Source organism: Bacterioplanes sp. CLAM21 (assembly GCF_059641015.1).
The window spans coordinates 1,704,117-1,729,452 of the sequence record NZ_CM184929.1; the positions used below are offsets into that span (position 1 = coordinate 1,704,117).

The following is a 25,336-nucleotide window of genomic DNA, read 5'->3' on the forward strand; positions in this document are numbered from 1 at the left end:
TTATACTGCCTCACTTTTCATAGAATTTAAATCGCCGAGTAGCGTCTGAATCTCAGCTTCGATAGATATGACCTTGTTGCGATTAACCACCAATAAGCCGGGTTGCTGGCTGATATCTTGAATGGTGTTGGCTGGGAACCCAGGTACGGGATTGGCGCTCACGGTCAGCTCAGCTGGCTCTTGCGTATCCCCCGTATCGGAATAAATAAGGTTACCTGCCGGTTGGCAAACGTGTTTGAGATTTTCTATGACCTGGGCGTTATCGCTTTTAAAATAGATAAACCCGAAATCGAGACACAGTGCTTCAACAAATTCTGTAGTTATGCCAGAAAACCCTGTTTTTTCAGGGTCGCTGACGCTGATTCCAAAATCAGGACTCTTGATGATTTCAAAGCTGAATTTGCTTGCGTCAGGCTGTTCGACCTCAAGATACAGCCAGTTTCTTTTCTGACAGGTTACCAATGCGATGTTGAGCTCTTTGGCGATGGCGTGAGGCAACAGAATCACTCGGCCATCGGTTAGCCGTAATGGCACGCTGTGCCAGGGAGACAGTGCCGTGCTGGTGTCGCCGCTTAGCGAAACGGTAAATTTCGGACCCGCATTGTTATATTGGTGTACAGATAAACGTATATGGTGTGGAAATGCCTTCTCTAGCCCATGGTTTAATGCTTTGCCGCGATACATCATTTGATAAGCTTTATCGCTGATTGTCTTAAGATATTGATCGCGGCTGTCGTCGCTAAACCTCTCCAGATTGATATCGTGATATAGGTAGCTACACATTTTGTCGTGCATAGCCACTTGCTGTGGGTCACTCTTTATCTTTTCGATAAACCGCTCGTAAGGTCTTGCACCTTTTGCAATGCCACGCACCAATGCTTTGCGGGTATCGTCGTCTGATCGATTTTCCTTCAGCTCTGGTAATAATGACGATAAGTCTGCCCAGCTGATATTATCTGTTGCTGTCAATGAGCGTAGGGCGTGCTTGTAGCTCTCTTTTACATTTCTATCAACCTGGACTACATCCGAAAAAGTCGTGCCATCGCTGACAATGGTTAATTGACTTCCTGGTGGGTAAATACGGTTTATTTCATTGCACAAATTATCCAATCTTTGTATGGCGAGTACCTCGCCATAGTCAGGCATGGTTGAAAAAGACTTATCGACACAGTTGGGAGACTTACAAGGAAAGCCCGGCAATAGCAGGGCTACCGGCTGTTGTTTCTCGGTATAATGCTGTAGAGCATTAATCAGATATTTCTTTCCCTCGTTTTCAAATGCATCATTATCTTTTTGTACTAAATAGGTTTTTATCAAGGCTGCAATACTCTCAGCCATATCCATGCCAGTACCCGTGAAGGCGGCGTTATCCATTAGTTTGTTCACAAGTATCCCGTGCTTAATCGCTGTTGCTGGTCAGAGTTAATAGGCTGGACATATGATCGATTGTATAGTCCGCTTTGTATTCAATGAGGTCATTGATATCGCCGTATCCCCAGGTAACAAATACTGATTTCATACCGACAGCGGAGGCTGTTTCTATATCAATTCGGGTATCACCAATAAACAGGCTGTTGTCTGCCGATATGCCCAGTTGCTTTAATACTTTTAACGCAGTTGCAGGGTCGGGTTTTCGTGGCTGGCCTCTCAGATAGCCCTGAATCACGTCAAACCGGATATTAGGGAACAGTCGCTGCAGTATCACCTCAGCCTGTGCATGATATTTGTTGGTGACGACGGCTATTCGGCTGCCGTTTTCCGCCAGTGTATGCAGTGTTTGCCCTATCTCTGGGTAAGGTCGAGTTTTATCGGTAAGTTGTGAATCATATTGCTTCAAGAAATATTCATAGGCTTGAGGGGCAATATTTTCTGGCACGAGAGATTCTACCATATGGCGTGAACCGTTACCGATCAAGGTGCGAAAGCAGCTTTTGTCTTTTTGAGCAAAGCCGAAAGCAGACAGTGTCACGTTCATGGCATCAACAATATCGCTACGGGTATCCACCAGGGTTCCATCGAGGTCAAAAATCGCCAGTTTAGGCATTGTCATTTTCTCCGGCTAAATAAGACAATTGCTGGTAATGACTTGGCCTACCGCCGCTAAATATGAGCCGGAATCTGCTTTCATCAACATAACTTCGTTTTTGCAGACTGATCTTGTTGCCGTGTTTGACCGCTACCGAGTGCCAGGGAGTGCGCCAACAATCCTCTGATGGCACCATTTGAATGCCTATTTTCTCTGACTGGCGAAACTGTGGATGGATAGAAAGCCGTAATGAATGCGGATAGTTTCTCTCTAAAAGCTGGCTCCAAGCATTGCTACGTTGAATCACCCGTAGAGATACTTGCTTTGCTAATTTTTGGATCTGGGCTTTAGAGAAGTCAGAGAACTCTTCTAGTCCACAGAAATCTTCGAATAGGAATCGGGTAATGCCTTTATACATGGCTAAGGTTTGCTTTTCTGCTCGTGCCTTTTCCATTAAAGCAATCAGTGATTCTCCACACTGCACCATTAACTCTTCGCGCATTGAGTCCAGGCAAGTCAGTGTCGGGAAGGCATCTTTGATATCATAGAACTCAAAATAATCAGGGAACTTTTTCTGGTAGTACGCTTGAATGATATCTGTATAGGCCTTTACATCCTCATCGGGGATCCGAACCAAATCGGAAAATACATAGCCATCCGAGCAAATTGCGATTCTCGCCCCAGGCGGATATACGGCCTTGATCTCTTGGCAAAGCCTGGCGAGATTGTCAATGGACTGCTCTTCCGATAGATCCGGCAGTTTAGACAAGGTTTTGTTGCGGTTTGGTGACTTGCCAGGGTAGGCTGGCAATATCATGTGTATGGCTTGGTTGTCGGCCAGCAGATCTTCGATTTTTTTAAGATGATGCTGGGTTTCGGATGCTGGTAATGCTGAAAACTCTAGAGATTCTGAGCTTTTATTGTCAGAGTCCACGAGTTTTCTTCGTTTAAACACCAGTTCTAGAATCGTCAATGCCAGATCTTTATTGTTACTCGGCATATTTGATCCATCCGTGGCGGTATATCTTTGTTTTTGATTGAAACCATTGAAGGTTCATGTTGATTAGATCCATAGTTTTAATTGTTAATAATGGCAATCAGCACTTGGTCGCGGTGACCGGCTTGACCAATTTTTATTAGTATTCGTCTATAGTCGAACTGCTTAGCGAGCTAATAATCAGAGAAATTAATCTATTGTTATTCCCTTTGGTGTACGGGCTGGCCGGTAATGACTAGTGTTGATTTTTGTGTCGGCAAAAATAAATTTTACATTGCCATCAAATGGCTATTTTCTTGCGGTATTGTTACTTGGTTTGTCTCCTAGTGGCAGTGGTGCATCTGAATTTAATCCCATTGATAAAGTGTGAGTACTGAACCATAGGAGAGTTCGGAAATGAATCGTAAAAAACAGATGTTTAAGTAAAGAAAGATCAAGAAACTGCATCGATTTGAATGATTTATCAGCGTGAATCTTGGGGGAATGATGGGTTTTTGTTCAATTTTTGCTCCTTCTTTATTCTCTTTTTATCCGTATTAATTGCGATGGGAGGTGATGATTTAAACGGTGATGTACAGGTTTGCTTCTGTCTTGAAGGGAGAACTTAAAGGTGGTGCTTGGTAATAATTTTGGCCTCGGCATAAGAGCGGATAATGAACTCTGTGTTAGTGGTACAACCTGTGACGCTGGAAATATTATTTGGCGTAAAAAAACTCAGAAAATCGGGTGATATGTGAGGCATATGAAAAAGCTGATCGTAGAGGCAGGAAATATAGAAGCTTTGGACTATCTCAAATCATCTGGCAGAACTGATAGGCCTATGATCTCGTCAGTTGACTTCAATGCGAGTTGGCAGTGGTGGCGATATGATCGCATTTCTGTTGGCCGGTGATGAGTCTGATATCTTGCCTCCCATGCATCCCCAAAAGATCGACTATCCAATATTCGAACCTAGTTATTGTGTGGTTATTGCCTAGCAAATGAAAACGATTTGCATAAGTATTTAGTATCAGGTTTAATCCCGGCCCTAACTAGAGTGAAGGCTCAGAGCACTCCGAACAAGACCTGCGTGGCTTCGATGCGTCGGCTAGCGGTTTTATGATGGCCGTCAGCGATAGGTTCAGGAGTTCTCTGTTTTAACAGGAAGGGGAGTCATGAACCGTTTACGTCTCTCGCCGTTGGCATTGGCCATAATGGCGATCAGCGCGCAGAGTGTGGCCGCTGATAAACATCAAGATTTGGAAACCGTGGTGGTCACGGGTGGAAAAATTGAGCGTGATTTGCAGCAGACGACCACTGGCATCAGTGTGCTCGATAGCCAACAGCTGGAGAATAACAACAGTTATAATCTCAACGATGCCTTAGTGCTAACGCCCAATACCAGCAACAATGGCCGTGGCGGCTTTAGTATTCGTGGTATTAATGCTGAGGGTGGGCCCACCTCCGATGCATCAACGGCGGATACTGCGGGTGTGGTGATGGACGGCGCCTATTTTGATGCCGATATTCTAGAAATGGGCATTGGCCTTTGGGATATCAACAACATTGAGGTGTACAAAGGCCCACAATCGACCAGCCAAGGGAAAAATGCCCTGGCCGGTACCATAGTGGTGAAAACCAATGATCCGGTATTTTATGATGAAGGCTCACTACGCCTAGGCTTTGGTACCGACAATACTCAGATCTCTAGCATTATGCTAAACCGCGCTTTAAACGAGCAGTGGGTGCTACGTATTGCCGCTGACCGGGTGTACACCGACGGTCAGATAGAAAATGAGTTTAATAGTGATAAAGACGAAGCCCATGACGAGCATATTAATGGTCGTATTAAGCTGCTGTATCGACCTTCCTCGCGTTTTAGTGCGCTATTGACCATTGGCCAAGATAAGTCGGACCAGGGCGACGATCGCGCTTGTGGTGCCAATACCAGTCGTGATGGTGTGTTTGACTGCGACGAATACACCGCTTTTCGCGATATTGATGGCAAGCTGACCAATCGCTTTAACTACCAGACGCTTAAGCTAACAGCCGAGCTGAATAGCCAATGGCAGCTGACGTCGATAACCTCCAACTCCTGGCGTGACCGTTCCGAGCGCCAAGATGCCGATAATATGGCGCCTAGCAATTCGGACTATAGCGGTGCTGGCGAGATGGGGGTGCGCGATGAATCAGAAGAAGATAAAAGCTTGAACCAAGAGCTAAGACTGAGCTTCGACAGTGATCAGCTGCGCAGCAGCTTTGGTTATTATTACAGCCGCAGCGAAGAAAAACGTGGTTATGATTTTTTACTGGCCAACCCGTTGGATACCTATTTGCCGGGCTTCTATCAAGCAACGTCGTCGGCGCCTTTTCCGCCTTATCCTAATGGCGTCAGCGATACCGTGCTGCAAACCCAGTATACAGATCGTGGCACCACGCGTGAGGCCACCAACCATGCGCTATTTGCCGAGTTGGATTATTACCTGACGGCTGATACCACCTTATTACTGGGTGCACGTTTGGAGCGGGAAACCAACAAAAATTCGGCCGATGTCAGTGCCAATAATGTTAACCAGGACGATATGATCGCCTTGGGGCCTCGCGCTAATCCGCTATTTGGCGCAATAAAAGCTGCAGCAGCGGCCGGCGATACCACCTCCCAGGCACAGTGGGCGCTGTTGTCGAGTTATATGGCCTTGGCAGGCGTTGACCCCGATAACCTGCAAAACGACAGTCTTAACCAAGTACTGAATGTGTTGGCCGCAGCAGGCAATAACACGTCAGAAAAAGAACACTTAAATAACGTCTTTTTACCTAAAATCGGCATTCGCCATCAGTTTAGTGATGAACTCAGTGCAGGCTATGTACTGTCTCGTGGTTATCGCTCCGGTGGTGTGAGCTTAAATCCGATCAATCCGGTCATGTCGACGGTGGAGTACGATCCTGAATTTGTTACTAACCATGAATTATCGCTACGTAGCCAATGGTTGGATAAGCGCTTAACGGCTAATGCCAACCTGTATTATATGAAGTGGAAAGACCAGCAGGTGCAGGTGATTGGTAGCAATATTTACGATCGTTACATCACCAATGCGGGCTCTTCAAGTCTTAAGGGATTTGAGCTAGATATGAATTTCCGCATTGGCGCAGGCTTTAATGTGTTTGCCAACGCCGGAATCGCTAAAACCCGTTATGACGATTTTGTGACTGGTACGGCGGATTACTCCGGCAATCGCTTCCAGTTTGCGCCGGAAAAAACCGCAGCTGCTGGCCTAAGTTATGACCAGGGCATTGGCTATCGCGCCTCTGTGATCCAAAGCTACACCGGAGACGTATATTTGGACAATGACAATCGCCAGCAATTGCCAGCTTACTCGTTAACCAATGTTCGCTTGGGCTATGCGGCAGCCGATTGGAAGGTCGAGGCTTACGTTAACAATGTGTTTGATCGCCGTGCAAAGTCGTACGCGTACGATTATAGCGATTACACACCTGACCCAAGCTTTGTATTGTATGGCGATTATGTAAACTGGGTGCCAGCTCGTAGCGCCGGTGTGGTAGCACAATACGATTTTTAACAGAGCGTTGTGTAAAAAAAGAAAGCCGCGATGTTATCGCGGCTTTTTTGTCTGCGGCTTGCTGCGATAAGGTCTTTCTGGTTTGCGCTCTTATTCGGGCTAGGGTGATGCAGATAGCCCAGTGCCGGTGAACGACTAAACACTGAAAGCCTGGGCAAGAAGTCATGCTCTAGATGAATGCTTGGTGGTGCCCGTTCTTGATCGGAATGACTCGCAAAGCTAATACCGGCTCCTGCTTGCCTATATAGATTGAGACTGTCGGTAGTATGCCTGGGTGGCCTGGCGTAACAGTGATCTTGTGGGTTGGGGGCTTATGTTAAGTGAACTTCTTCAAGTGCTTTTGCAGGAACTGTATGCGCATAGGGTTAGGCTTGTGAGTGTAGTGGTTATATTGGTTTAGTTTTTGCAGCCACTGTTCCAGAAAAATTCGATCAGACAAGGTGACTTCTTTGTTGGCGATATAGTGATTCTCACAGGCTGCCAGGGCTTCCTTCAATGCTCTTTTATTCCGCCAGCAAGTCGGGCAAAGTACTCTTTTTGAGCAAATATGGTCTCGACGATTCTCATAAGCCTTTTTCTGCTCAAGAGCTGGATAGATAGCGGCCGTCCCGCATTTTATACAGTTATAGTGAATGTCGGCGTAGTATTCATCTCGCTTTCTAAGTTCGAATCCATATGACTGCTTAGAGCTGTCAGAATACTTGTCGGGGTCAACTTTTACTTTCATAGGATTGTTGTTTGGTCTTTTCTGGACTTCTTTTAAGGAGGCTGTTGCTAGCGAATATGATCAAAAGTCATGATAGGGTTTGTTTCTTTGCTATAGACTGCCTTTGCTTAAGGCATTCTTTTTGATGTCTACTCTTTTCTGAAGTAGCCAAGCGATGATGATCGCATTGAAATATGCGAACAAAAGAAAGCCAGTCTTGTTTAGTACAACAGTGGCTATCATGCCACCAGTTGATTGGGCTTGTGTGATCGCTACCTTGGCATTCATAACATTGAGGAATGCCCACCATAATGCTTCATTGGCAGAATCTATTCCGCCGGGAATGTTTCTCTCGAACTCAAGTATTAGGGTGGAGCAGGTAGTGTACATGACAAAGGTGATTAACAGAACAATGAATGTAAGGCTCTGGAACTTGCTTGTTTGGATCGAGTTTATGAGCAGTTTGAGTGACTTTATTGTGCGGAAGAATCTCAGTATTCGAACAACTCTTGCAAGTCTTCCCCAGCGGAAGGGATCGATCATAGGTATTGAGGACAGTAGGTCAATCCATCCCCACTTCATGTATGAAATCTTGCTCTCAGCTTTGTACAGGTTGACAAAGAAGTCTGCTAAAAACACCAAGCAAACGCATAGATCTATCCGTTGAAGGAGAATAGATATTTCCTTGTCTTGAATCAGAAACGTCTCAGCGAAGACCACTGTAAGAACATAGACACTCAATGCTAGCAGAAAAAGCTGATAGATCGCGCTTCCTTTCTCTTTCATATCTAATATCCATTAAATAGTTCATAGAGCGTATTAGTGTTGCCCATGATGGGGCTGCGGCTACAAGGGCTAGTGTCTCCGTCCCCAATATAAGCTGGGATTACTCAAGGTGCCTCCGTCATCGTTTGATGTTGATGGTTTCATGGCTGTCTGGTGTGGTTTGGTATCGAACGCTAATGTTTGACTCAGACACCGATTCCAGTTCAAGTACGGCGCTGTTGTTGTTGAATAATACTTGGGTCGACTGTTTTTCTACGTTGAGTAGATAAACCGAACCGCTACCGTAGATGGCTGACGTTGCGATGACCAGCTGGTTGCCTGGTAACCAAGCGAAAGACGTTACGTCATACGACCACTCCTGTCCTTGCCAGAATCGCTTTCCTAGCTGGTAGTTCTCGATGGTGGGGGCATCCATGGTCTTTGCGAATACAGCGATATTTGTTCCTAATGCATCATCACAGAAAACAAAAATGGCAAAACTACCTTGCGGTTGGCTATGCTCTCCAGCAGTACAAAAACTCGGTGAGATGTTTTCAATGTGAGCCTCCGCGACTGCGGTGAATGAAACAGTTAAGCTTAGTAATATCCCAATGATCTTCATAGGTTCTGCGCTGTTTGGTCGTCTAGCTATTAGTGGTTTGAGTAGTTTAATGGTTTTTTTATGGATCTTCTTCCTTTATTGATGCTCCCTGTTTTTCACTATCCTTGACAGAAAGTGCTAAGTAACATGGGGCTAGGTTTGTCGTCGTGCTTCTGGTTAAGGGGGCGGTATGTGCGTTAGTTGTTGATTCGCTAATCATGTGTTTAGTCGGTACTACCATCAGTATCGAAACCAAGGCTGCTAACTACGTTAGTCAGGCAGCTGTTCATGTTGTTCGGTTTCTTGGTGGTAGTTGTGGCTTAGCGGGGAGTATAGTTCGCTGATTGCTTTTAATCATGAGTGAGTGTTCTTAGATTGGCCAACAGCATGGCTGGCTGATGGCCCCGCATAGTTCGTTGATTCCGGATATCTATTGGTGCTTGATCGGCCTGCTATATATCATAACCATACTGTTTGAAATAACGCTTTATTAAACGGATGTTTTTTGGCGGAATATCAAACATATTGTGTTCAAGCGCTTTGGCGCATGTGTTCACTATATAATCATTCAGCTCTGCTCCCAGCTCTAGCAACAGAATCACGGTTTCGGTATGTCCGTGCTCAGCCGCATGGATTATTGCAAATTCTGGTATAGGTGAACCTAGGTTACGTAAAAGATCAATGCCTGCAGTATGGTTTTCAATGGCTAGCCAATGCAACACATTTTCCCCTGCCCAGCATGTCTCATAGAGCACCTCAGGGTTGGCAGTAATAATGTCCTTAACCTTATGAGGCTCGTTTAACACTGCATCCAGAAGAAGACCAAATTCGTGACTTCGTCCTTTCTTTAGTGCGGTGTAACTAGGAGGTCTAATTCTTTTTCTCATCTCAAATGCAGACTGTCCTGCGAAAAATATAACGCTCTCAGCACAGGGGAAGTTTGACTTCGGCGGATATATGTTCCGCGTGCTTGCGTTTATTATGTGTCTCTTTGTTAATATTGGTTTGCTAAGCCAACTAGTTCATCTCTAACTCTGAAATATTCTGCTTTATCGAACTCAAATGATAAATCACCTTTTAGCCAACTAATCGTTGTTCCTATTTCATACGGGTGAAGGGATTTAGTTCGATCGTAGCCAAATCGACGCCAAAATACCGTGTTTTCTGTAATCTCTACCTCCACATGCAAAACAGTACAGCATAAATCGCAATCATCAGGGCAAATTAGTAACGGAACAATTGTTGAAGCCAAGTCTTCATTTATAAACCGTTTAACAACTAACTCGACTTCTTTTTCATCCCAAAGCCAGGTTATGGCTGGTGCTAAACCAGATATCCAATCATCATCAAAGACTTCAGCTAGGTGCTCGCTTAATGAATTTCCATTGACAGAAATCATAGGATGAGGTCTGCGTGCTGTTCTTAATTGATGCTCGATTACTTCTATCTTATCCATTCTTGTATTTCTTCCTGCGCATAACAGATTATTCGTGTGTGTGCCTGTTTTACCAGTAAGAGCCATTCGAGGTATCTCTTCCAAACCATTGATTTGCAGTTGGATATCCTGGTTTCTCTGATATTACCCTCTGGAAAAACGTGCTCGCCTACTATCCACAACTCAAAGTTCTGGCAGCCAAAAGGCTAACCCGTTCTTTTTGTGGCGTTTAAGCTACCACCACGCGGAAATACAGGCAAGCCAGCCGGGAAAGCGTGCCAGGTTTCTGCAGTCTTGCGACATGTACTGGTTGAATCTGCTCTTCCATCGGCAGCCAAGCCGCTTTTATCTGTATGAGCACTAGCGAAACATACTCGAAGCTTTGAAGTCGCTTTCGCGTCTTGGTTTTCCGTGTCTAGGTTTTCCGCGCCTTAGCAGGCCGCCGGAGTTGTTAATGGCTGTGCCCGCAGGGGCTGCCCGGATGGCAGCACCAGCCAACATCCTGTCGGGATGCAGGCTGTTGGCGTTGCGGCGACCACAACATTGGCGAAAAAGGAGTAAAGGCCTGTGTAGCGCAAGGCAAGGAGTTCGCCCGCTCGGCGTGAGGGATAACCTCAGGGGTGGCAAAGGGACTTGCGTTAAAAAACGCTCGTGCGCGAGTCTGGCCAAAGCAGGTCAGGGGGGGGGAGGGTTAGGGCGGGCGTCCTGGCTGTTGTCGCCGGAGCAATGAGAACGTTAATGGCTTAATTCGTCAAAAAACAGCAAGTATGGTGAAATAACTCAGCAGCAGTGCGACAGGATTGCACAAGCCGTTAACACCCGGCCAAGGATACGCTTCAACTACAAAACACCTGAGGAGATCTATTATGATTTTTAGCTATTCCTGTCGTACTTCAAGTTTGATGCTAAGCATGTTGATATGCAGCCCAGTGTGTTTTAAAAATACTACCATCATCGTCATTTAGATTGGTTTTGTGAGCTATTTTCATATCTTCGAAATCATCAGCCATGCACGAAATAATCTCAAATAAACCCTGCACTGCTTCTTTGTTCCATTGCGGCCCCATACGGTAATCAAAGGACAAGCAATCTGTAAAAACGAACAAACCCAGTGCAGGGATATGCTGGCCACTTGGACTTTTAAGTCCATCAAAACATAAATGAAAAGGTTCCGCTTCTCCAGAGACAACCTGTATGGCTGGGTTATCTTCAAAAGCAAACGGAACATCGCAATCTTTTGACGTGGACCAATAACTCGGTTCTTGTGAAGAAATCCGAACTGCGTGATTCCTTATGAACTCATAGCCACGAATCACTTCATCGCCTGAAAGATGGCCTAGTTCTATATCTGGTAGTGAACCATCATCCGTTCCGAAGATTTCTATTAGGCTATCCCAGTTATTGATCATTTTGTATGCCTAACGCCCGCAGCGTGGGGGTGGCGCAGAAAGCGACGGCCCAGCCAAATACCACATGCATTTGGCGAACGTGCCTGCGTTGTTATGAGCCTTCTCCATGGTTACATTCTTTCGCTAATCTCTAAATTACCTTCTGCAATAGATAGCCTGAGCTTATAGGGCGGCTCTTTGCTAAAGGAAATGAGAGATTGGCAAAGTTCCTCTCTATCTTTTGGAGATACTCCGAACTCTTCGAGATAATACAGATAACCGTCCAAATCTTCTCCAGTGAGCTTCTTGCTATCTATTAGGATAATCTGCTTATAATTCAATAACGCTTTGGAATCAATTGGTACATGACCAATAAATGGAGATAGCTGCGAGATTTCTTTTTTAGATGGAATTGAACTGAACTTCTCTTTATAAATAGCTATATGGTAAGCGTCTCTATTGAGGTCGAGCAAACGAAATACCGAAATCTCGCCGCTGTCTTTAGAAATGGCCGCGTAATATCCTCCCCATGAAGCGTCAAAGTCTATGTGTTCAGTCATTTTTTCTTCTTCTCCGTAAGCAAAAGTGAATGGCAGCAATAGTAATAGTGTCCAAACCTTTTTTAACATGATTGATTATCTCATTTTGTGTAACAGATTATTCGTGTACATGCCTGTTTTACCAGCAAGAACCATTCAGAGTATCTCTTCCAAGCCATTGATTTGCAGATGGATATCCTGTTTCTCTCATATTCCCCTCTGGAAAAACGTGCTCGCCTAGTATTCGCGTCTTGAATCTTTGGCGTCAAAAGGCTAACCCACATACTAAAAAGATATCCATCTGAAAAGTGATTGTTCCAGCGATGACCTCGGCCTGTCAACCGCATGTGTTGTTTGAGCAGGAGCGTTCACAATAAGTCCGTTTGATGCGTTTTATGCATGATTGTCTTATTGAGAACGTAGGTTATCCTCAGCGTGGAAGTCTCTGGTTATTCCGCAGTGGTCGAGGAGCTAGGCTGACCAGTTGAGTAGTGAGCGGCAGCGACTGAGTCCCAGCGAGCGATGATAATTCAGCGTTTCATAGCTCGGGCGCAGTTTATCTTTACCGCAGGCCAAGGTATGGAAGCAGTTTTCGAAATGCTGGGTTATTTCTAACCATTGAGCATCATCAATACCTAAACGCTCGAGGGGGGCTTGGTTGTTGTTTTATCTTCCGGCAAGCCTCGGCGGTGCTCATAGCACTGGCCAGTGTTATGGTCCGTACCGCATAAAAACGCACGTAACATGTAGCGTGATTCTAGGGTGTGGCTTCTAATGATCTGGGTTTGGGCGTGATGGTACTCCCGCTTCGCGTGCGGATTCTCAGTCTGGCTGCTGCGGAAGTGATTGCCATTGGGTGTCAGGTTAGGGTAGGTGTTTGGATTGTTTAAACAGTGCAAATGCTTCTATGGGTTCCATGCGGCCTCAAGCAACATAACGCCCATGTCATAAGCACTGAGCTGATGGTTTTTTTATGTGTAATAATGGAGCGTAGCGTACTGCACATAAAAAAGCAGCAGGTTAGCATCTGGTGCACCGTTCTGTTAAATGATGCTCGGAGCTTACCATTGAAGCAGCCACCCTATGGTTAAAGACGCTACGCTTGTAAATCCCAATAGATTAAGAGTTCGTATGTAACATAGCTCACGGTCTACAGTATAAGTGATCCATTTCCTAAATGGGTTTGCTTTACTGGCATATACAAAAGAACAAGCTAGCATAGCGACGCCCCAAGTAAGGCACCAAATACAAAAAAGAACTGTACCGTAATAGCCATACTCAATATAACCACCATACTTAAGATATTTAACTAACTTGCCAAAGTATAAATAGTCAAATGCTAAAGAAGCCGTCGGTGCAGTTCCAACAACCCATAAAAGCAGAAAGTACTTTTTGTTTGGTTCTATATCGCCTAATTTCATTTCACATTTAACGCCTAGCTAAACGGCAAAATTGGGTGCGCTATAGTGAAACGAAGCGTACCCAATTTTGTCCGGTGGAAATTGTCATCAGTGGGTGTCTCAATTGTCATCACGATGCTACACCAGCAAACCAAGCAATAGAGCAGGTCAGGATCTGTGTCTCGATTGTTTGCCTCAAAGATCTGGTGATCAAAGACCAACCCACTGATTTTTCGTGCGTTTAAGCTACCATCCTAGGAAAATACAGGCAACCCAACCGGGAAAGTGTGCCAGATTAGCTACTACTAGAGATGCTGAAGAGCGTTTGCCATCAGAGGTTAGGGTGGGTGTCTTTATTGTGTCTTTATTGTGCCGGTACTCCCACTTCACGGCACAGATACTCAGCCTAGCTGATGCGGAAGTAGTTGCCACTGGGGTGTCGGGTTAGGGTGGGGGCTATAGTGGGTGTCTCAATTGTTGTTTCTCAATTGTTGTTGTGAGGTGTCTATTTTTCATGGGTAACTCGGATACCTAACGCCCAAGGTAGCGGCGCGCGTTAGCGCGTCCAGCCCGCAGGGCGATGCTGACTTTGCTTGTTATGTTTATCTGCGGTCTCATTCTTTATTAAATATCTCTGGAGTGGCCCAGTCACTGGCACAGAGCCAATCTTCAGGTATTTCTTGAACGGCTTCTTCCGGTGCTTCTAAATCCCAGCAATGCTCCCACCCGCCTGTTGAATAGTCAGCGATAGTTACGTCTGTCTCCCATTTCGCTAGCCACTTTTTCATAAAGACAAAATCAGTGTCATCATCCAAGTGATCGATGTAAATCGTAATTTTCTTCATGACTCTCTTAAAACATAACGCCCCGCTAAACGGCGAGCGTTAGCGAGTCCGGTGGAGGTCACGTTTTTTGTGGCCGGAACGTATTTGAGCGGTTTGTTATGAATTATCATGCTCGATGCTTAGTATTAATTTACGTGCATTTTCAGTCTTTATTTGGGAGTGTACGCAAATGATTGCCAATAGCGCGAGAAATATAAAAACAAAATAAAACGATACAAAACCACTAATATTTTTTAGATACATCTCAGGCATTGCCTGTGCAAACGTCAATGCTAGCATAGAAAAAATATAGTAGCCGAAACCACAAAATAATCCTTTTCGTCTCAAGGAGTTAGCTGTTCGATTACTATGTAGAGATAGTTTGTAGCCAGTATTATTGAATGTAAAATATTCTGAAGATGATTGATAAAGATATAAATTTAGCGACGGCCTAGACGTTCGGAGAAAATAGAGTATCTCTTTGTAATTTAGAAGAACTTTGTATCTTTCGCAAAAGACCTGCTCTACAAGGTAAGCCTTGTTCATATCAAGGGTTTTAATTTCATCAACCACATATCTAATTTTTGAGCTGCGTTCTTCTACCTTTGAATCAAAGTATCTTTTTGCCATCTTTAGAATAGCTAGAAAAGCCAACATTGCCATGATGGCAATCGAGGGTATTTCAAAAGCTTTTTCTGCGTACTTAATGAGTCCTTCCATAACTTTCCTGATTATTCATAACAGTTTTAATAGTGTGCGTGCCTGTTTTCCTGCCAGAACCATTCGAGGTATCTCTTCCAAGTCATTGATTGACAGCTGGATATCCTGCTTTCTCTCATATGGAAAAACGTGCTTGCCTACTATCCACAACTCAAAGTTCTGGCACTCAAGATCTAACACACAGATTTCTTGGGCTTTTAAGCTACCACCCCAGGAGAATACAGGCAACCCAGCCGGGAAAGCGTGCCAGATTATCTACTACTAGAGATGCTTAAGAGCGTTTGCCATCAGTATGTCTTCACATTGGGAGCAGAGTCGCTTTTTTAATGATCAGTATCAGAGATACCCATTCCAAACGTTAAACTCGCTCTTGCGTCTAGGTTTTCCGCGCCATAGCAGGCCGCCTGAGTTGTTAATGGCTGTGCCCGCAGGGGCTGCCAGGAGGGCAGCGCCAACAAAAGGCCTACAGGGAAGTAGGCTTTTTGTGATGCGGCGACCACAGCATTGGCAACAAAGGAGAAAAGGCCTGCGCAGCGCAAAGCAGGGAGTTCGCCCGCCCGGCGTGAGGGATAAGATACCTCAAGGAGGGCAAAGGGATTGGCGTTAATAAGCACCTCGAGCGCGAGTCCTGCTTTACTTCAAGAAAAATGCGCTTCTTGAGCACGACTCCGCTCGCTTTTTGCCTTGCAGAAACTGCCTCGATGAACGCTTTCAGTCGTTCGCCCGCCCGGCGTGAGGGATAACCTCAAGGAGAGCGGAGGGCTTGGCGCTAAAATCTGTGCTGCTCGGTAATTTTAAAAAACACCAATAAAAAAGCCGTGGCAATTACCACGGCTTTTCCACTAACAACAGCAGCGCTTAAACCAATACCAATCTACGCTCGCTTTAACCGCGCGACAAACATGGTATCGGCGTCATCCTTGGGCGCACCTAACATGGTTTGCTCGAGTAACTGCCAGCCGTTATTTTGCTGCATAAATTGCGCAATTTGCTGCTCATTTTCTTCTACCTGCCAGCTACAGGTGGCATAAATCAGCTCACCTTGTGGACGTACGGCTTGGCTGGCCAGCACTAATAAGCGCTGTTGCAAAGCCATCAGTTCCTGAGTGTCGTCATTGCTTAAACGCCAGCGTGCATCTGGATTGCGACGCCAGGTGCCGCTGGATGAACAGGGGGCGTCGACCAGCACTTTGTCAAAGCCTTGCTGGCGAGCAATTTCTTTGGGCAGTTTTAGTGCTTCTTTGCCTTCCCAGATAAAGCTGCGAATATTCAGCAGCTGGCCACGTTTGGCGCGGCGCTTCAGTTCAGCCAGCTTGTATTCGTGCAAGTCGGTGGCAATCACGGCGCCTTTATTATCCATCTGGCTAGCCATGGCGATGGCTTTGCCGCCGGCTCCAGCGCAGGCATCCCAGATTTTTTCACCCGGTGCTGGGCTTATGGCGGCGACAATGCGCTGACTGGCCAAATCTTGAATTTCAACCACGCCAGATTTGTACAGGGTAGTTTGCCCCAGGTGGCGGCCGCCACGCGCGCACAGGTGTGAGCCGCGCTGCTGCACCGATACTTTTTCTTGCTGCAGTTCTTGCACGATGGTTTGTTGATCAAGCTTGGCGCTGTTGGCAATAGGGTTTATTCGCAGCCATAGCGGTGCGGTTTCGCTTTGCTGTTGCAGCCATTGCAGCAGTTGCTCGTCGCTCCAATCACTGTATTGCTGGCGCTGCTTCAGGCTGGCCAGCCAGCTCGGGCGAATGCCGTGCCACAGTAGCCAGGAGGCGCTCAGTGGCTGCTGACATTGCTCACGGAACTGGCGAAACACTTCGGCGCGGCGTTCGTGATTGCGAAAACCATCGGGCCAGCGCCAGTCTTCCTGGCAGCGCTGCTGTACCCAGTGCCATAGGTGCTGAGCGTCCAGCTGTTCGGCTTGTTCAGGCTGCCAGTCGGCATCCCAGGCTTGCCACTGGGCGTCAGTGAGCGGCTGAGGCTGGCGTTGCAGATGTTCCAGTGCGCAGGCCAGCTGTAAAAAACGCTGGGCTTGATACATGGCTTGGGCCAGCGCCGGTTGTTGGCGCAGGGCGCTGCCTTTGCTGTTGTTTTTGCGCAGCCAGCGGTCCATTGGCATGCGGTCTTGGCGTTGCAGCCACTGCAGCCATAAACCGCTGAGCTCGCGGTAGTGCAAACGATCATCTGCCTGAGGGCGGCGGGCTCTTTGTCGGGGGGTGCGGTTATGGTAGGGCATGGTTCACTCGCGAAGACGTAAGGCTGCGCCTTATACGGAAAAACTCAGCAAAATACCAGTGTTTGTGCTGTTAATGGCGGCGATAGGCCGACGGCGACATACCGGTCCAGGTTTTAAAGGCTTTGCTGAAATTGCTGGCATCAGAATAGCCCAGTTGCAGCGCAATCTGATCAATGGTGAGGGCGTGCTGCCTGAGCATATGGCGCGCTTGCTGCTCACGAATGTCATCCTTGAGCTGCTGAAAGCTGCTGTGCTCTTGTTTGAGTTTGCGATTTAAGGTGGCTGCGGACATATGCAGCTGGACGGCGATTTGCTCCAGGCTCAGTGGCTGCGATAAGTGATCGGCAATCAGATCACGAACTTGACCGCTGATACTGCGCCGACCTTGCAGCTCACGCAGGGCCTGCTCCAGTTCCTGCTCGGCCATATGCTCCATGGTGGCGTCAAAAAAGGGTAACGGCCCTTGCAGGGCTTGAGTCGGCCAGATCAGGCAGTTATCGGCACAGCCGCTGAGTAGCTGGCAGTTGGGTAGCACCGACTGTGTGCTGAGATCAATATCAAAGCTCAGTTCGATACGACTGTGGGCGTCATGCTCAGGGCCCTGAATTAAGGTGCGACAGATGGTTTCAATGCTGGCAAGAAAGGCACTGACTAAAAATGCGGCGGCCGCTGGGCTGTCGAATCTGGGTTCGATATAGAGTTTGCGTACGTCGGCATCGCTGTAGCGTTGCAGAGTAAAAATCTGCGCTCGGGTTTCAACATAACGCATCACCTTAATGGCGGCATCGGTCATGGTGGCGCTGTAGTGGGCGGCGTAGCCTAGAGCACCATGCTTGGATAGGGTCATGCGCTTGCCGTATTCCAGTGCGGCACTGGGGTCTTGTACTTGTTGGCAGAAATTCTCTACTACCTGGATGCCAGACTCATGGCCAACCAATACGCCGGGCTGCAACAATATCGACTCTTGTAACTCTGAGCCTTGCAGCAGGGTTTTGGCGCTAATGCCACGTTCAAAGGCCAGCTCGGTCAATAAAATCAGGTAGTCTGAGGAGATGCGAAAATGGCCTCGCCCCGGGTGAGCAATCTTCATGCTTGTGCCTTGTTGTTATTTTTTCACCGCAGTTTGCAAGCTTATCACCGGGCGCTGCATTAGGCACTGTGCGATAGTGACACTGTCAACTTCTACGGAGTGTGCGCATGAATAACAATAAAACAATGACGCAAACGGCAGATCATCTCGATGGCAAGGCTTGGCAGCCGGATATCAAACCCAGGCGTATGCGCTTTGAAACTCAGCCACCTAAGCGAAAATACACCTTTCATGATAACTCTCTGGTGAGCACCTTTTTTTACGCGCTGTCGGCCTTGTTCCCTGATGGTGAGCGTTTTTTTATTCATTCGGTACGCCATTATCGCCAACATATTCAGGACCCTCAGCTGCAACAGCAAATTAAAGGCTTTATTGGCCAGGAGGCGCATCATGGTGTTTCCCATGAACAGCTCAATGCCGCTATTGAGTCGCTGGGTTTTCCGATTGGAAACATTACCGACGCTGTGCAAAAACGCATTGAATTTTTAAAAACCCTAAGTCCCCCCAGGCAGTTGGCGTTAACCGTAGCGATGGAGCACTTTACCGCCTCGTTGGCTGAGTTTTTGTTAAAGAATCCAGATTTACTGGACGACGTTGATCCCACAATACGGCAAATGTTGATTTGGCATGCGGTCGAAGAAATTGAACATAAAGCCGTGGCCTTTGATGTTTATCGCCAGTGTGTTGATAAGGAGTTTATGCGCAAGCGGGTGATGGTGATCGCCATGGTCAGTTTGTTTTCGCGTTTGGCCTGGTATCAAGTGCAGATGTTATGGGCCGATCGCCATTGGCCTAGTGTTGGTGAGTGGAAGCAAGCCTGGCAGTTTTTCTGGGGAAAACGTGGAATTTTGCGCGACAATATGAAAGGACTGGCCAAGTTCTTTCGTACCGGCTTTCACCCGTGGGATATCGACCAACAGGCATTAATCAAAGATTGGCAGCAGCGCTTTCCCGATGTGGCGGCGTTGCAACAGCACTAAGGCGTTTAACGAGCCTTAAACTCAGCTCGGAAAATATGGCTGATGGCAATTTTATACAATACCTAGCCAGAATCTGGGCATACGCTGCTGGGGACTGTTATCACTATTTAGGTATTTGCTGCTGGAATTAGCCTTCCTGAATAAGGCATGTCGTTTAATCTGTTACGCAAGCAACAAATAACACAGCTGGGGGAACGATGGCCCCCAGTCCGTCGGTGGCGGAATATCCCTTGATCTGTGTTGCTTATGCTTCATGTGACTCGTTAAACATCCATCTTGGCGCCTTAGTTGAGGGGGGCAGCTCATAACAGCGTGATCGAAATAGTGTTAACAGGTCCTAACAACAAAGGAGCGTATTGTTATGAAAGCTATGCTGTTATTTGCTGTTGTCATACTGATGTCGTATGGATTTAATCAATACCAAAAAAGTATTGCTAGTCATGCGCCATTTGCTGCTTCAGCCACGCTTAGTGAGTCAGCTGCTGATGAGTCCCTAGTAGCGCAGCCATAACAGGAGCTGGGTTGCCTTAATGCAATAAGGTATCGTGTGATAAAAGGCCAGCCTCGCTGGCCGCTTGATCAATCAGCTGCTGATAGCGGCCGTCTTGTTTCATCTTTTTTAACGCGCGGTCAAAGCGATCTCGAATAGCACTTCGCTGCCGCTTTTTAGAAAATGCGATATAGCTGGGTGTGCTTTGCACGGCCGGTTGATGAATGAGCAATTTTTGCTCCAGGCGCAGGCGCTGAATAATGACTCTGGCACCATATTCATTGTTGACCCAGATGTCGGCTCGGCCGGTGGCCAGCATTTGAGCGCATTGGCTGGCGCCGTTAGTGCGATACAGGTCAGCAAAATACGACTGTTTTATTAGCGCATCCATATGTTTGCCATAACTAACGTTATTGACCAAACACAACGACATGCGCGCACCATGGCGTTGCCAATCCAGCGGGTGGTCTCTGGCCTGGATGATATTGATATTTTGTAAAAACAATACCTCCTCGCTGTAGTCGGCAAAGCGTTCGCGTTCCGGCGTTTTAAAGGCGGTGAATATGGCATCGGCTTTGCCGTATTCAATGTCACTGATGGCCCTGGCCCAGGGCAAAATCCGAATGTTGATGTCGACGTCCATATCGGCGAAGGCCTGTTGCACCAGATCAACGGCGACACCACGCACCATTCCTTGCTGCTCGTAAATATAGGGCGGGTACTGCAGCGTCACCAGCTGCAACGGCTCGGCTGCCAGGCTGCTTTGGAGCAGCCATATCACAATGAAAAAAGACCACCGCTGCATGATGGGGAGGGCCACAGGAATCGTTGTTGTTATGTTAGCTTAGCCTAGGGCCTGTTAACACTATTTGGCTCTTTGCTGCTGGACGTCCGTTTTTCTTGAGTGAGGCGTGTGGTTTAACTGGTTAAACATCACTCTTGGCGCCTTAATTGAGGGGGCATTTCATAACAACGTGATCGAGACAGTGTTAACAGGCCCTAGGGCGTGTTTAGGTTTTGCGACGCAAATCGGCCAGTTTCCAACATCAGGGCAAGGCGTAAATGGCAGAAGCTGAGTCAAATCCCTAAGGCTGTGCGATAATCCCTTCTCTTTTGTAGGAGTATTGCATGAACGTTGAACAAGCTTTGCGCCAGCGCGCCAATGAGCAGTGTGAACTATGTGGTGGTACTGACGAGTTGGTGGGCTATTTACTGCCGCCTGACAGTGTTGCACGGGTGGATAACAGTGTATTGCTGTGTGGTACTTGCCAGGGGCAAGTCGCGTCGGGTGATCTGGATGCCAATCATTGGCGTTGCCTAAACGACAGTATGTGGAGCCAAGAAGCAGCGGTGCAGGTGATGGCGTATCGCATGCTTAAGCGGTTGAGCAGCGAGACCTGGGCCCAGGATCTGTTAGAGATGCTGTACCTGGACGAAGACACGCGGAAATGGGCCGATCGTGGTCTGGCCGAGATGGATGCCGAGCCGACTCTGGACGTCAATGGTGTGGCGCTGCAGGCTGGCGATAACGTGGTATTGATTAAAGACCTGGATGTTAAAGGTGCCGGCTTTACCGCCAAGCGCGGTACGGCTGTGCGCGGTATCTCATTAAGCGACAATGTTAAGCACATTGAAGGGCGGGTAAACGGTCAGCGTATTGTGATCATTGCCGAATATGTGAAAAAATCCTGAGCCTAACCTAATGCGAACAAGGACGTTGATATGATTAACTACGTAGAGTTTCCGGCCCGCGACTTAAGCGCTACCCAAGCATTTTTTGAACAGGTGTTTGGTTGGCAGTTTGAATCGTATGGCCCCGATTATATCGCCTTCTCCAGTGCTGGTACTCCGGGCGGCTTTTACCGCAGCGATAAAGCCAGTCGCATGGCCAATGGTGCGGCCTTGGCAGTGATTCAGGCGGATGATCTGGAAGCCAAGCTGGAGCAAGTCAAAGCCGCCGGCGGTCGTATTCAGCAGGACATTTTCAGCTTCCCTGGCGGTCGTCGTTTTCACTTCATAGAACCCAGCGGTAATGAGTGGGCAGTGTGGTCAGAGAGCTGATTTCCATTGATGGCCGCTTAAGTCGCAGGCACTTTATAAAGTGACTCGGTAGCCATAACGAATGGGCTCTGCGATCACAGCGCTGATTGTAGATCGCACCGAGTGAACGCAATAAACACGGAGATAGACAGGTTTCATGCAGTCTGAGTTTTGGATGGATAAGTGGCAAAAGATGGAAATTGGCTTCCATCTGGATGAAGTAAATAAAGCCTTGCTGAAGTACTGGCCGACCTTGTCGGTCAGAGCCGGGCAAACCGTACTGGTCCCTTTATGTGGTAAATCACTAGATTTGCTGTGGCTGCGCCAGCAAGGTCATAGCGTGGTTGGCATTGAACTCAGTGATATCGCTATTCAGCAACTGTCTGAGCAGCTCAGCCACAGCTTGGGGCTAGAGTGGCATATCAGTGAGCAAGGCGATGCCCGCGTTTATCGTGCCGATGGCGTGACGCTTATCTGCGGCGACTTTTTTGCTCAGCCTGTACTGCCGGCCATTGATTGGATTTACGATCGTGCTGCTTTGGTGGCCTTGCCGGAGAACATGCGCCGAGATTACAGCCGTCACCTGCGCCATATCAGTGGCACGGCGCCGCAGCTATTGGTAACCCTCGATTATCACCAGCCCAGCATGAGCGGCCCGCCCTTTGCCCTCAGCGATGAGGAAGTTCAGCAGCATTACAGCAGTCATTATCATATTGAACTGTTAGACAGTCGTGAGCTGATTGAGCAAGAGCCTAGGTTTCGTGAGCGTGGCTTAACGTCCTTTGTTCAGCGAGTGTATAAACTGCTGCCCCGTTAGGGTCTGCGCCGAGGGCCTTGAATACTTATTGCTGCACTAATTCCAGGCGCAACACCCGAATATGATCGGCAGCTGGGTAGTGCCAGACCACGTTGATATCCCATAGCTGCACACCATATTCCCGCGTCGGCTCAGGCTGCTGATAAGCGGGCTTGGGGTCTTGGGCCAGGCACTGTTGTATCACTAATTGCACCGGCTGCGATAAACGTTGGCCATGCTGTTGAGCTTGCTGCAAGGCCTGTGGTGCAAATTCCACTTCAATTTGCTCTGGTGGCGCGGGCGCTATGTGGTTATGAGCGTCTGTTGCCTGATCGGCGTAAGGCACGTAGGGGCGAATATCGACAATCGGGGTGCCATCGAGTAAATCGGCACCGGCGACCACCAGCTGGCCCGGTTCTATGGCGAGCAATTTGACCAAGCTCATGCCCAGATTGTTTGGCCTGTGGGTGGCACGTGAGGCGAATACACCGATTTTTTTATTGCCGCCCAGGCGCGGTGGTCGCACTTGTAAATGTGGCTGCTGATGCTGAGTGAGTGTTTGGTGAAAGATAAAGCTCAGCCACAAATGGCTGACTTGCTCTAATCCGGCCAGTGCTCTGGCATCGTCGTACGGTGGCAGCAGTTGTAACTGGCTATGGACCGCATCCGCCAAGCGCGGCTGACGGGGGATGGCAAACTTTTCTTTAAACGGCGTGCGGGCGATGGCAATGGGGCGCAGGCTGTAATGGCTGTCTGTTGCTGACGTCACTGCAAAATCTCGATGCTAGAGCGGCTGGCTGGGCAGTATATCACTCGACATTGCTGATGCTTTCTCACCGCTCTGTTTCCTTATGTTACTTAGTTGGCACAAATTGTTACAAATTGGCCTGGAGTTGGCTGGCATACTCGCGCCGTTTTCTATTCAGCAGGTGCGATGAGGTCAGTTCATCGACCCGCGCCTAATAAACATAACAGTCAGCAAGGAAACTCCCCTCATGTTAAAGCAAGCGTCGGTATTGGCTACCGCCGTAGCTCTGGCCAGTCAGGCTATGGCTTCGGGATATAAGATCAATGAGCAAAGCGCCAGTGGTGTTGGTAACGCCTACGCAGGTCGTGCTGCCGTTGCCGAAGATGCCTCTGTGGTGTTTTACAACCCCGCCGGTATGACTCGTCTTAAGCGCCCAGAACTGAGTGTGGGTGTGACCTATATCGATGTTGAAGGCAGTTTTAGCGGTGAACGTAGCAATAGCGCCGGCCTGTCGAATCAATACGAGCCGGGTGCTTATGGTGATGGTGGCGATTTTGTGCCCAATCCAACCATTCCCTTTATGTATTATGTGCGCCCGCTGGATGATAAAGCAGCCATTGGCCTGGGTATTTTTGCCCCTTTTGGCACCCATACCGATTATCAAAGCAATGCGCTGGTCGGTGGATTTGCTGACGAAACTAAGCTGACCACCATAGATATTCAGCCAACCTTCGCTTATCAATTGACCGATACCTTATCGATTGGTGTGGGCATCGATATTGTGTTTGCCGAAGGTCTGCTATCGAAGCAATTGGATACCGTACCTTTTGTGCCATCGGCTTACGTCGACGGTGCATTGCAGCAATTAAATAACAGTGGTTTGGATCCTAACTCGGCGGCTTATCAACAGCAGCGTGGCAAAATCGACGCTATTTCTGGCTTGTCTGACCCGAGCTATATGGGTTACGACAATAAGTTTGAAGTGGAAGGCGACGATAAAGGCTACGGCTGGAATTTTGGCATTATGTGGGATATCAGTCCGGCCACGACCTTTGGTTTTGCCTACCGCTCAGAAATCGATTTGAACCTGGAAGGCACGGCCAAATTTAAGCAGAGCCAAGGCGTTGAAGTGTTCTCGGCCGATTTAAAAGGCAACCCGCTGCTGGACCCAGATAACAACGGTGTAGTACTGGCGGATGCCGCCATTGCCGCGAAAAATGGTGAGCTGTTTGGTTTAAGCGATGCTGAACTGATGAACGCTGTTGGCAGTTTTACTGGCGAAGTGAAAAGCCAGGAAGCGCGTGTACCCTTAACCACACCACGTTCGGCCACCTTTAGTTTGGCGCACCAGGTCAATGATCGTTTGCAGTTGCAAGGCGGAGCGACCTGGACCGACTGGTCGGTGTTTAAGTACTTTGATGTGATTGCCACGCGTCGCGGCATTATCGATGATATTAGTGGCCTGGGTGAAAACTACATTGGTCATATCGTTGAGAAGTGGCATGACACCTGGTCTTATGCCTTGGGTGCTAGCTATCAGGTCAATCACAGCTGGCTGCTGCGTGCTGGTTACGCCTTTGATGAGTCACCAGTCGCGGAGAAGCACCGTACCGCTCGCGTGCCGGATAACGACCGCCAGTGGCTGACTGCGGGTGCAAAATACCATCTTAATGATGCTATCAGTTTTGATATGGGCCTGGCGTATTTATTGATGGATAAGTCGGATTTGAATGAATACGACTATGACCTCGATGATACCCAAAAAGGTCTGCAAAATGCCCAGGGCACCTATGAAATGGACGCGTTGGGTGTTTCTCTGCAAATGAACTACCGCATGTAGTGCATTTTTAGTGCAATTTAAAAACCGGGCCAGTGCCCGGTTTTTTTATGCCTGTGTTTTATCGTCTGCTGGAGTTGCTTAGGATCAAAAGTTGTCAGTAGAAAGCAGCTGCAGGTTTTGCTGTGAGCATGGCAGTGCGGTCGTGAAAAAATGAGTGG

The 25,336-nt window shown here is 47.8% G+C and carries 23 protein-coding genes and 1 pseudogene; 8 read left to right on the forward strand and 16 right to left on the reverse strand.

Annotated elements, in window-relative coordinates:
- The 3 genes from AC55FS_RS07935 to AC55FS_RS07945 are packed head-to-tail and all read right to left on the reverse strand — an operon-like array spanning position 1 to position 3,026.
- The gene (locus AC55FS_RS07935) at positions 1 to 1,374 is read right to left on the reverse strand and encodes an L-tyrosine/L-tryptophan isonitrile synthase family protein (RefSeq protein ID WP_496935539.1); all 1,374 of its coding nucleotides are present in this window, start codon (positions 1,372 to 1,374) and stop codon (positions 1 to 3) included.
- Positions 1,375 to 1,399: 25 nt separating this feature from the next.
- Positions 1,400 to 2,044 (reverse strand): HAD family hydrolase, encoded by a 645-nt coding sequence (locus tag AC55FS_RS07940; RefSeq protein ID WP_496935540.1) that lies wholly within the window; start codon positions 2,042 to 2,044, stop codon positions 1,400 to 1,402.
- The gene (locus tag AC55FS_RS07945) at positions 2,037 to 3,026 is read right to left on the reverse strand and encodes an L-tyrosine/L-tryptophan isonitrile synthase family protein (RefSeq protein WP_496935541.1); all 990 of its coding nucleotides are present in this window, start codon (positions 3,024 to 3,026) and stop codon (positions 2,037 to 2,039) included. The genes AC55FS_RS07940 and AC55FS_RS07945 overlap by 8 nt, the downstream gene beginning before the upstream one ends.
- 1,151 nt (positions 3,027 to 4,177) lie before the next feature.
- Between AC55FS_RS07945 and AC55FS_RS07950 the strand changes: the two genes are divergently transcribed.
- Entirely contained in the window at positions 4,178 to 6,580 is a 2,403-nt protein-coding gene (locus tag AC55FS_RS07950) for a TonB-dependent receptor (protein WP_496935542.1), read from the forward strand.
- 316 nt (positions 6,581 to 6,896) lie between these two features.
- Here AC55FS_RS07950 and AC55FS_RS07955 read toward each other — a convergent pair whose 3' ends face one another.
- From AC55FS_RS07955 to AC55FS_RS07975, 5 genes are all read right to left on the reverse strand, one after another.
- Positions 6,897 to 7,307, reverse strand: a complete 411-nt coding sequence (locus tag AC55FS_RS07955; protein WP_496935543.1) for a zinc-ribbon domain containing protein — start codon at positions 7,305 to 7,307, stop codon at positions 6,897 to 6,899.
- 90 nt (positions 7,308 to 7,397) lie between these two features.
- Positions 7,398 to 8,072, reverse strand: a complete 675-nt coding sequence (locus AC55FS_RS07960) for an ion transporter (RefSeq protein ID WP_496935544.1) — start codon at positions 8,070 to 8,072, stop codon at positions 7,398 to 7,400.
- Positions 8,073 to 8,190: 118 nt separating this feature from the next.
- Positions 8,191 to 8,673 (reverse strand): hypothetical protein, encoded by a 483-nt coding sequence (locus tag AC55FS_RS07965; protein WP_496935545.1) that lies wholly within the window; start codon positions 8,671 to 8,673, stop codon positions 8,191 to 8,193.
- 431 nt (positions 8,674 to 9,104) lie between these two features.
- The gene (locus tag AC55FS_RS07970) at positions 9,105 to 9,539 is read right to left on the reverse strand and encodes a hypothetical protein (RefSeq protein WP_496935546.1); all 435 of its coding nucleotides are present in this window, start codon (positions 9,537 to 9,539) and stop codon (positions 9,105 to 9,107) included.
- A 107-nt stretch (positions 9,540 to 9,646) separates the two neighbouring features.
- The gene (locus AC55FS_RS07975; protein ID WP_496935547.1) at positions 9,647 to 10,108 is read right to left on the reverse strand and encodes a hypothetical protein; all 462 of its coding nucleotides are present in this window, start codon (positions 10,106 to 10,108) and stop codon (positions 9,647 to 9,649) included.
- 695 nt (positions 10,109 to 10,803) lie between these two features.
- On the opposite strand from AC55FS_RS07975, the pseudogene AC55FS_RS07980 reads away from it, so the two are divergent.
- Positions 10,804 to 10,964, forward strand: a pseudogene (locus tag AC55FS_RS07980) (IS30 family transposase); the annotation flags it as partial.
- A gap of 28 nt (positions 10,965 to 10,992) precedes the next feature.
- Here AC55FS_RS07980 and AC55FS_RS07985 read toward each other — a convergent pair.
- The 6 genes from AC55FS_RS07985 to AC55FS_RS08010 all read right to left on the reverse strand — a co-directional run bounded on the left by AC55FS_RS07985 (position 10,993) and on the right by AC55FS_RS08010 (position 18,284).
- Positions 10,993 to 11,496, reverse strand: coding sequence for a hypothetical protein (locus tag AC55FS_RS07985; protein WP_496935548.1), 504 nt, complete (start codon positions 11,494 to 11,496; stop codon positions 10,993 to 10,995).
- Between the two features lie 110 nt (positions 11,497 to 11,606).
- Complete coding sequence (locus tag AC55FS_RS07990) at positions 11,607 to 12,104, reverse strand: hypothetical protein (RefSeq protein ID WP_496935549.1); 498 nt, start codon at positions 12,102 to 12,104, stop codon at positions 11,607 to 11,609.
- A gap of 1,924 nt (positions 12,105 to 14,028) precedes the next feature.
- Positions 14,029 to 14,259, reverse strand: coding sequence for a hypothetical protein (locus AC55FS_RS07995; RefSeq protein ID WP_496935550.1), 231 nt, complete (start codon positions 14,257 to 14,259; stop codon positions 14,029 to 14,031).
- 96 nt (positions 14,260 to 14,355) lie between these two features.
- Positions 14,356 to 14,958, reverse strand: a complete 603-nt coding sequence (locus AC55FS_RS08000; protein ID WP_496935551.1) for a hypothetical protein — start codon at positions 14,956 to 14,958, stop codon at positions 14,356 to 14,358.
- A gap of 874 nt (positions 14,959 to 15,832) precedes the next feature.
- Positions 15,833 to 17,194 (reverse strand): RsmB/NOP family class I SAM-dependent RNA methyltransferase, encoded by a 1,362-nt coding sequence (locus AC55FS_RS08005; protein ID WP_496935552.1) that lies wholly within the window; start codon positions 17,192 to 17,194, stop codon positions 15,833 to 15,835.
- Positions 17,195 to 17,264: 70 nt separating this feature from the next.
- Positions 17,265 to 18,284 (reverse strand): AraC family transcriptional regulator, encoded by a 1,020-nt coding sequence (locus AC55FS_RS08010; RefSeq protein WP_496935553.1) that lies wholly within the window; start codon positions 18,282 to 18,284, stop codon positions 17,265 to 17,267.
- 107 nt (positions 18,285 to 18,391) lie between these two features.
- Here AC55FS_RS08010 and AC55FS_RS08015 point away from each other — a divergent pair, with 107 nt between their 5' ends.
- A complete protein-coding gene (locus tag AC55FS_RS08015) occupies positions 18,392 to 19,264 on the forward strand; it encodes a metal-dependent hydrolase (RefSeq protein ID WP_496935554.1) in 873 nt (290 codons plus the stop codon).
- A gap of 361 nt (positions 19,265 to 19,625) precedes the next feature.
- Positions 19,626 to 19,775, forward strand: coding sequence for a hypothetical protein (locus tag AC55FS_RS08020; protein ID WP_496935555.1), 150 nt, complete (start codon positions 19,626 to 19,628; stop codon positions 19,773 to 19,775).
- A 16-nt stretch (positions 19,776 to 19,791) separates the two neighbouring features.
- Here the strand turns inward: AC55FS_RS08020 and AC55FS_RS08025 are convergent, their stop codons facing one another.
- Positions 19,792 to 20,535: a substrate-binding periplasmic protein gene (locus tag AC55FS_RS08025; protein WP_496935556.1), complete on the reverse strand. Its 744-nt coding sequence runs from the start codon at positions 20,533 to 20,535 to the stop codon at positions 19,792 to 19,794.
- Between the two features lie 347 nt (positions 20,536 to 20,882).
- On the opposite strand from AC55FS_RS08025, the gene AC55FS_RS08030 reads away from it, so the two are divergent.
- The 3 genes from AC55FS_RS08030 (at position 20,883) to tmpT (ending at position 22,611) form a co-directional block, all read left to right on the forward strand.
- Complete coding sequence (locus AC55FS_RS08030) at positions 20,883 to 21,446, forward strand: PhnA domain-containing protein (RefSeq protein WP_496935557.1); 564 nt, start codon at positions 20,883 to 20,885, stop codon at positions 21,444 to 21,446.
- Between the two features lie 30 nt (positions 21,447 to 21,476).
- The gene (locus tag AC55FS_RS08035; protein ID WP_496935558.1) at positions 21,477 to 21,815 is read left to right on the forward strand and encodes a VOC family protein; all 339 of its coding nucleotides are present in this window, start codon (positions 21,477 to 21,479) and stop codon (positions 21,813 to 21,815) included.
- A gap of 154 nt (positions 21,816 to 21,969) precedes the next feature.
- Positions 21,970 to 22,611 carry a thiopurine S-methyltransferase gene (gene tmpT, locus AC55FS_RS08040; RefSeq protein WP_496935559.1) on the forward strand — a complete coding sequence of 214 codons (642 nt, stop codon included), beginning with the start codon at positions 21,970 to 21,972 and terminating at the stop codon, positions 22,609 to 22,611.
- A gap of 25 nt (positions 22,612 to 22,636) precedes the next feature.
- Here tmpT and tsaA read toward each other — a convergent pair whose 3' ends face one another.
- Positions 22,637 to 23,359, reverse strand: coding sequence for a tRNA (N6-threonylcarbamoyladenosine(37)-N6)-methyltransferase TrmO (gene tsaA, locus AC55FS_RS08045; protein ID WP_496935560.1), 723 nt, complete (start codon positions 23,357 to 23,359; stop codon positions 22,637 to 22,639).
- A 226-nt stretch (positions 23,360 to 23,585) separates the two neighbouring features.
- Between tsaA and AC55FS_RS08050 the strand changes: the two genes are divergently transcribed.
- Positions 23,586 to 25,178, forward strand: a complete 1,593-nt coding sequence (locus AC55FS_RS08050) for an OmpP1/FadL family transporter (protein ID WP_496935561.1) — start codon at positions 23,586 to 23,588, stop codon at positions 25,176 to 25,178.
- Positions 25,179 to 25,336: the final 158 nt, after the last annotated feature.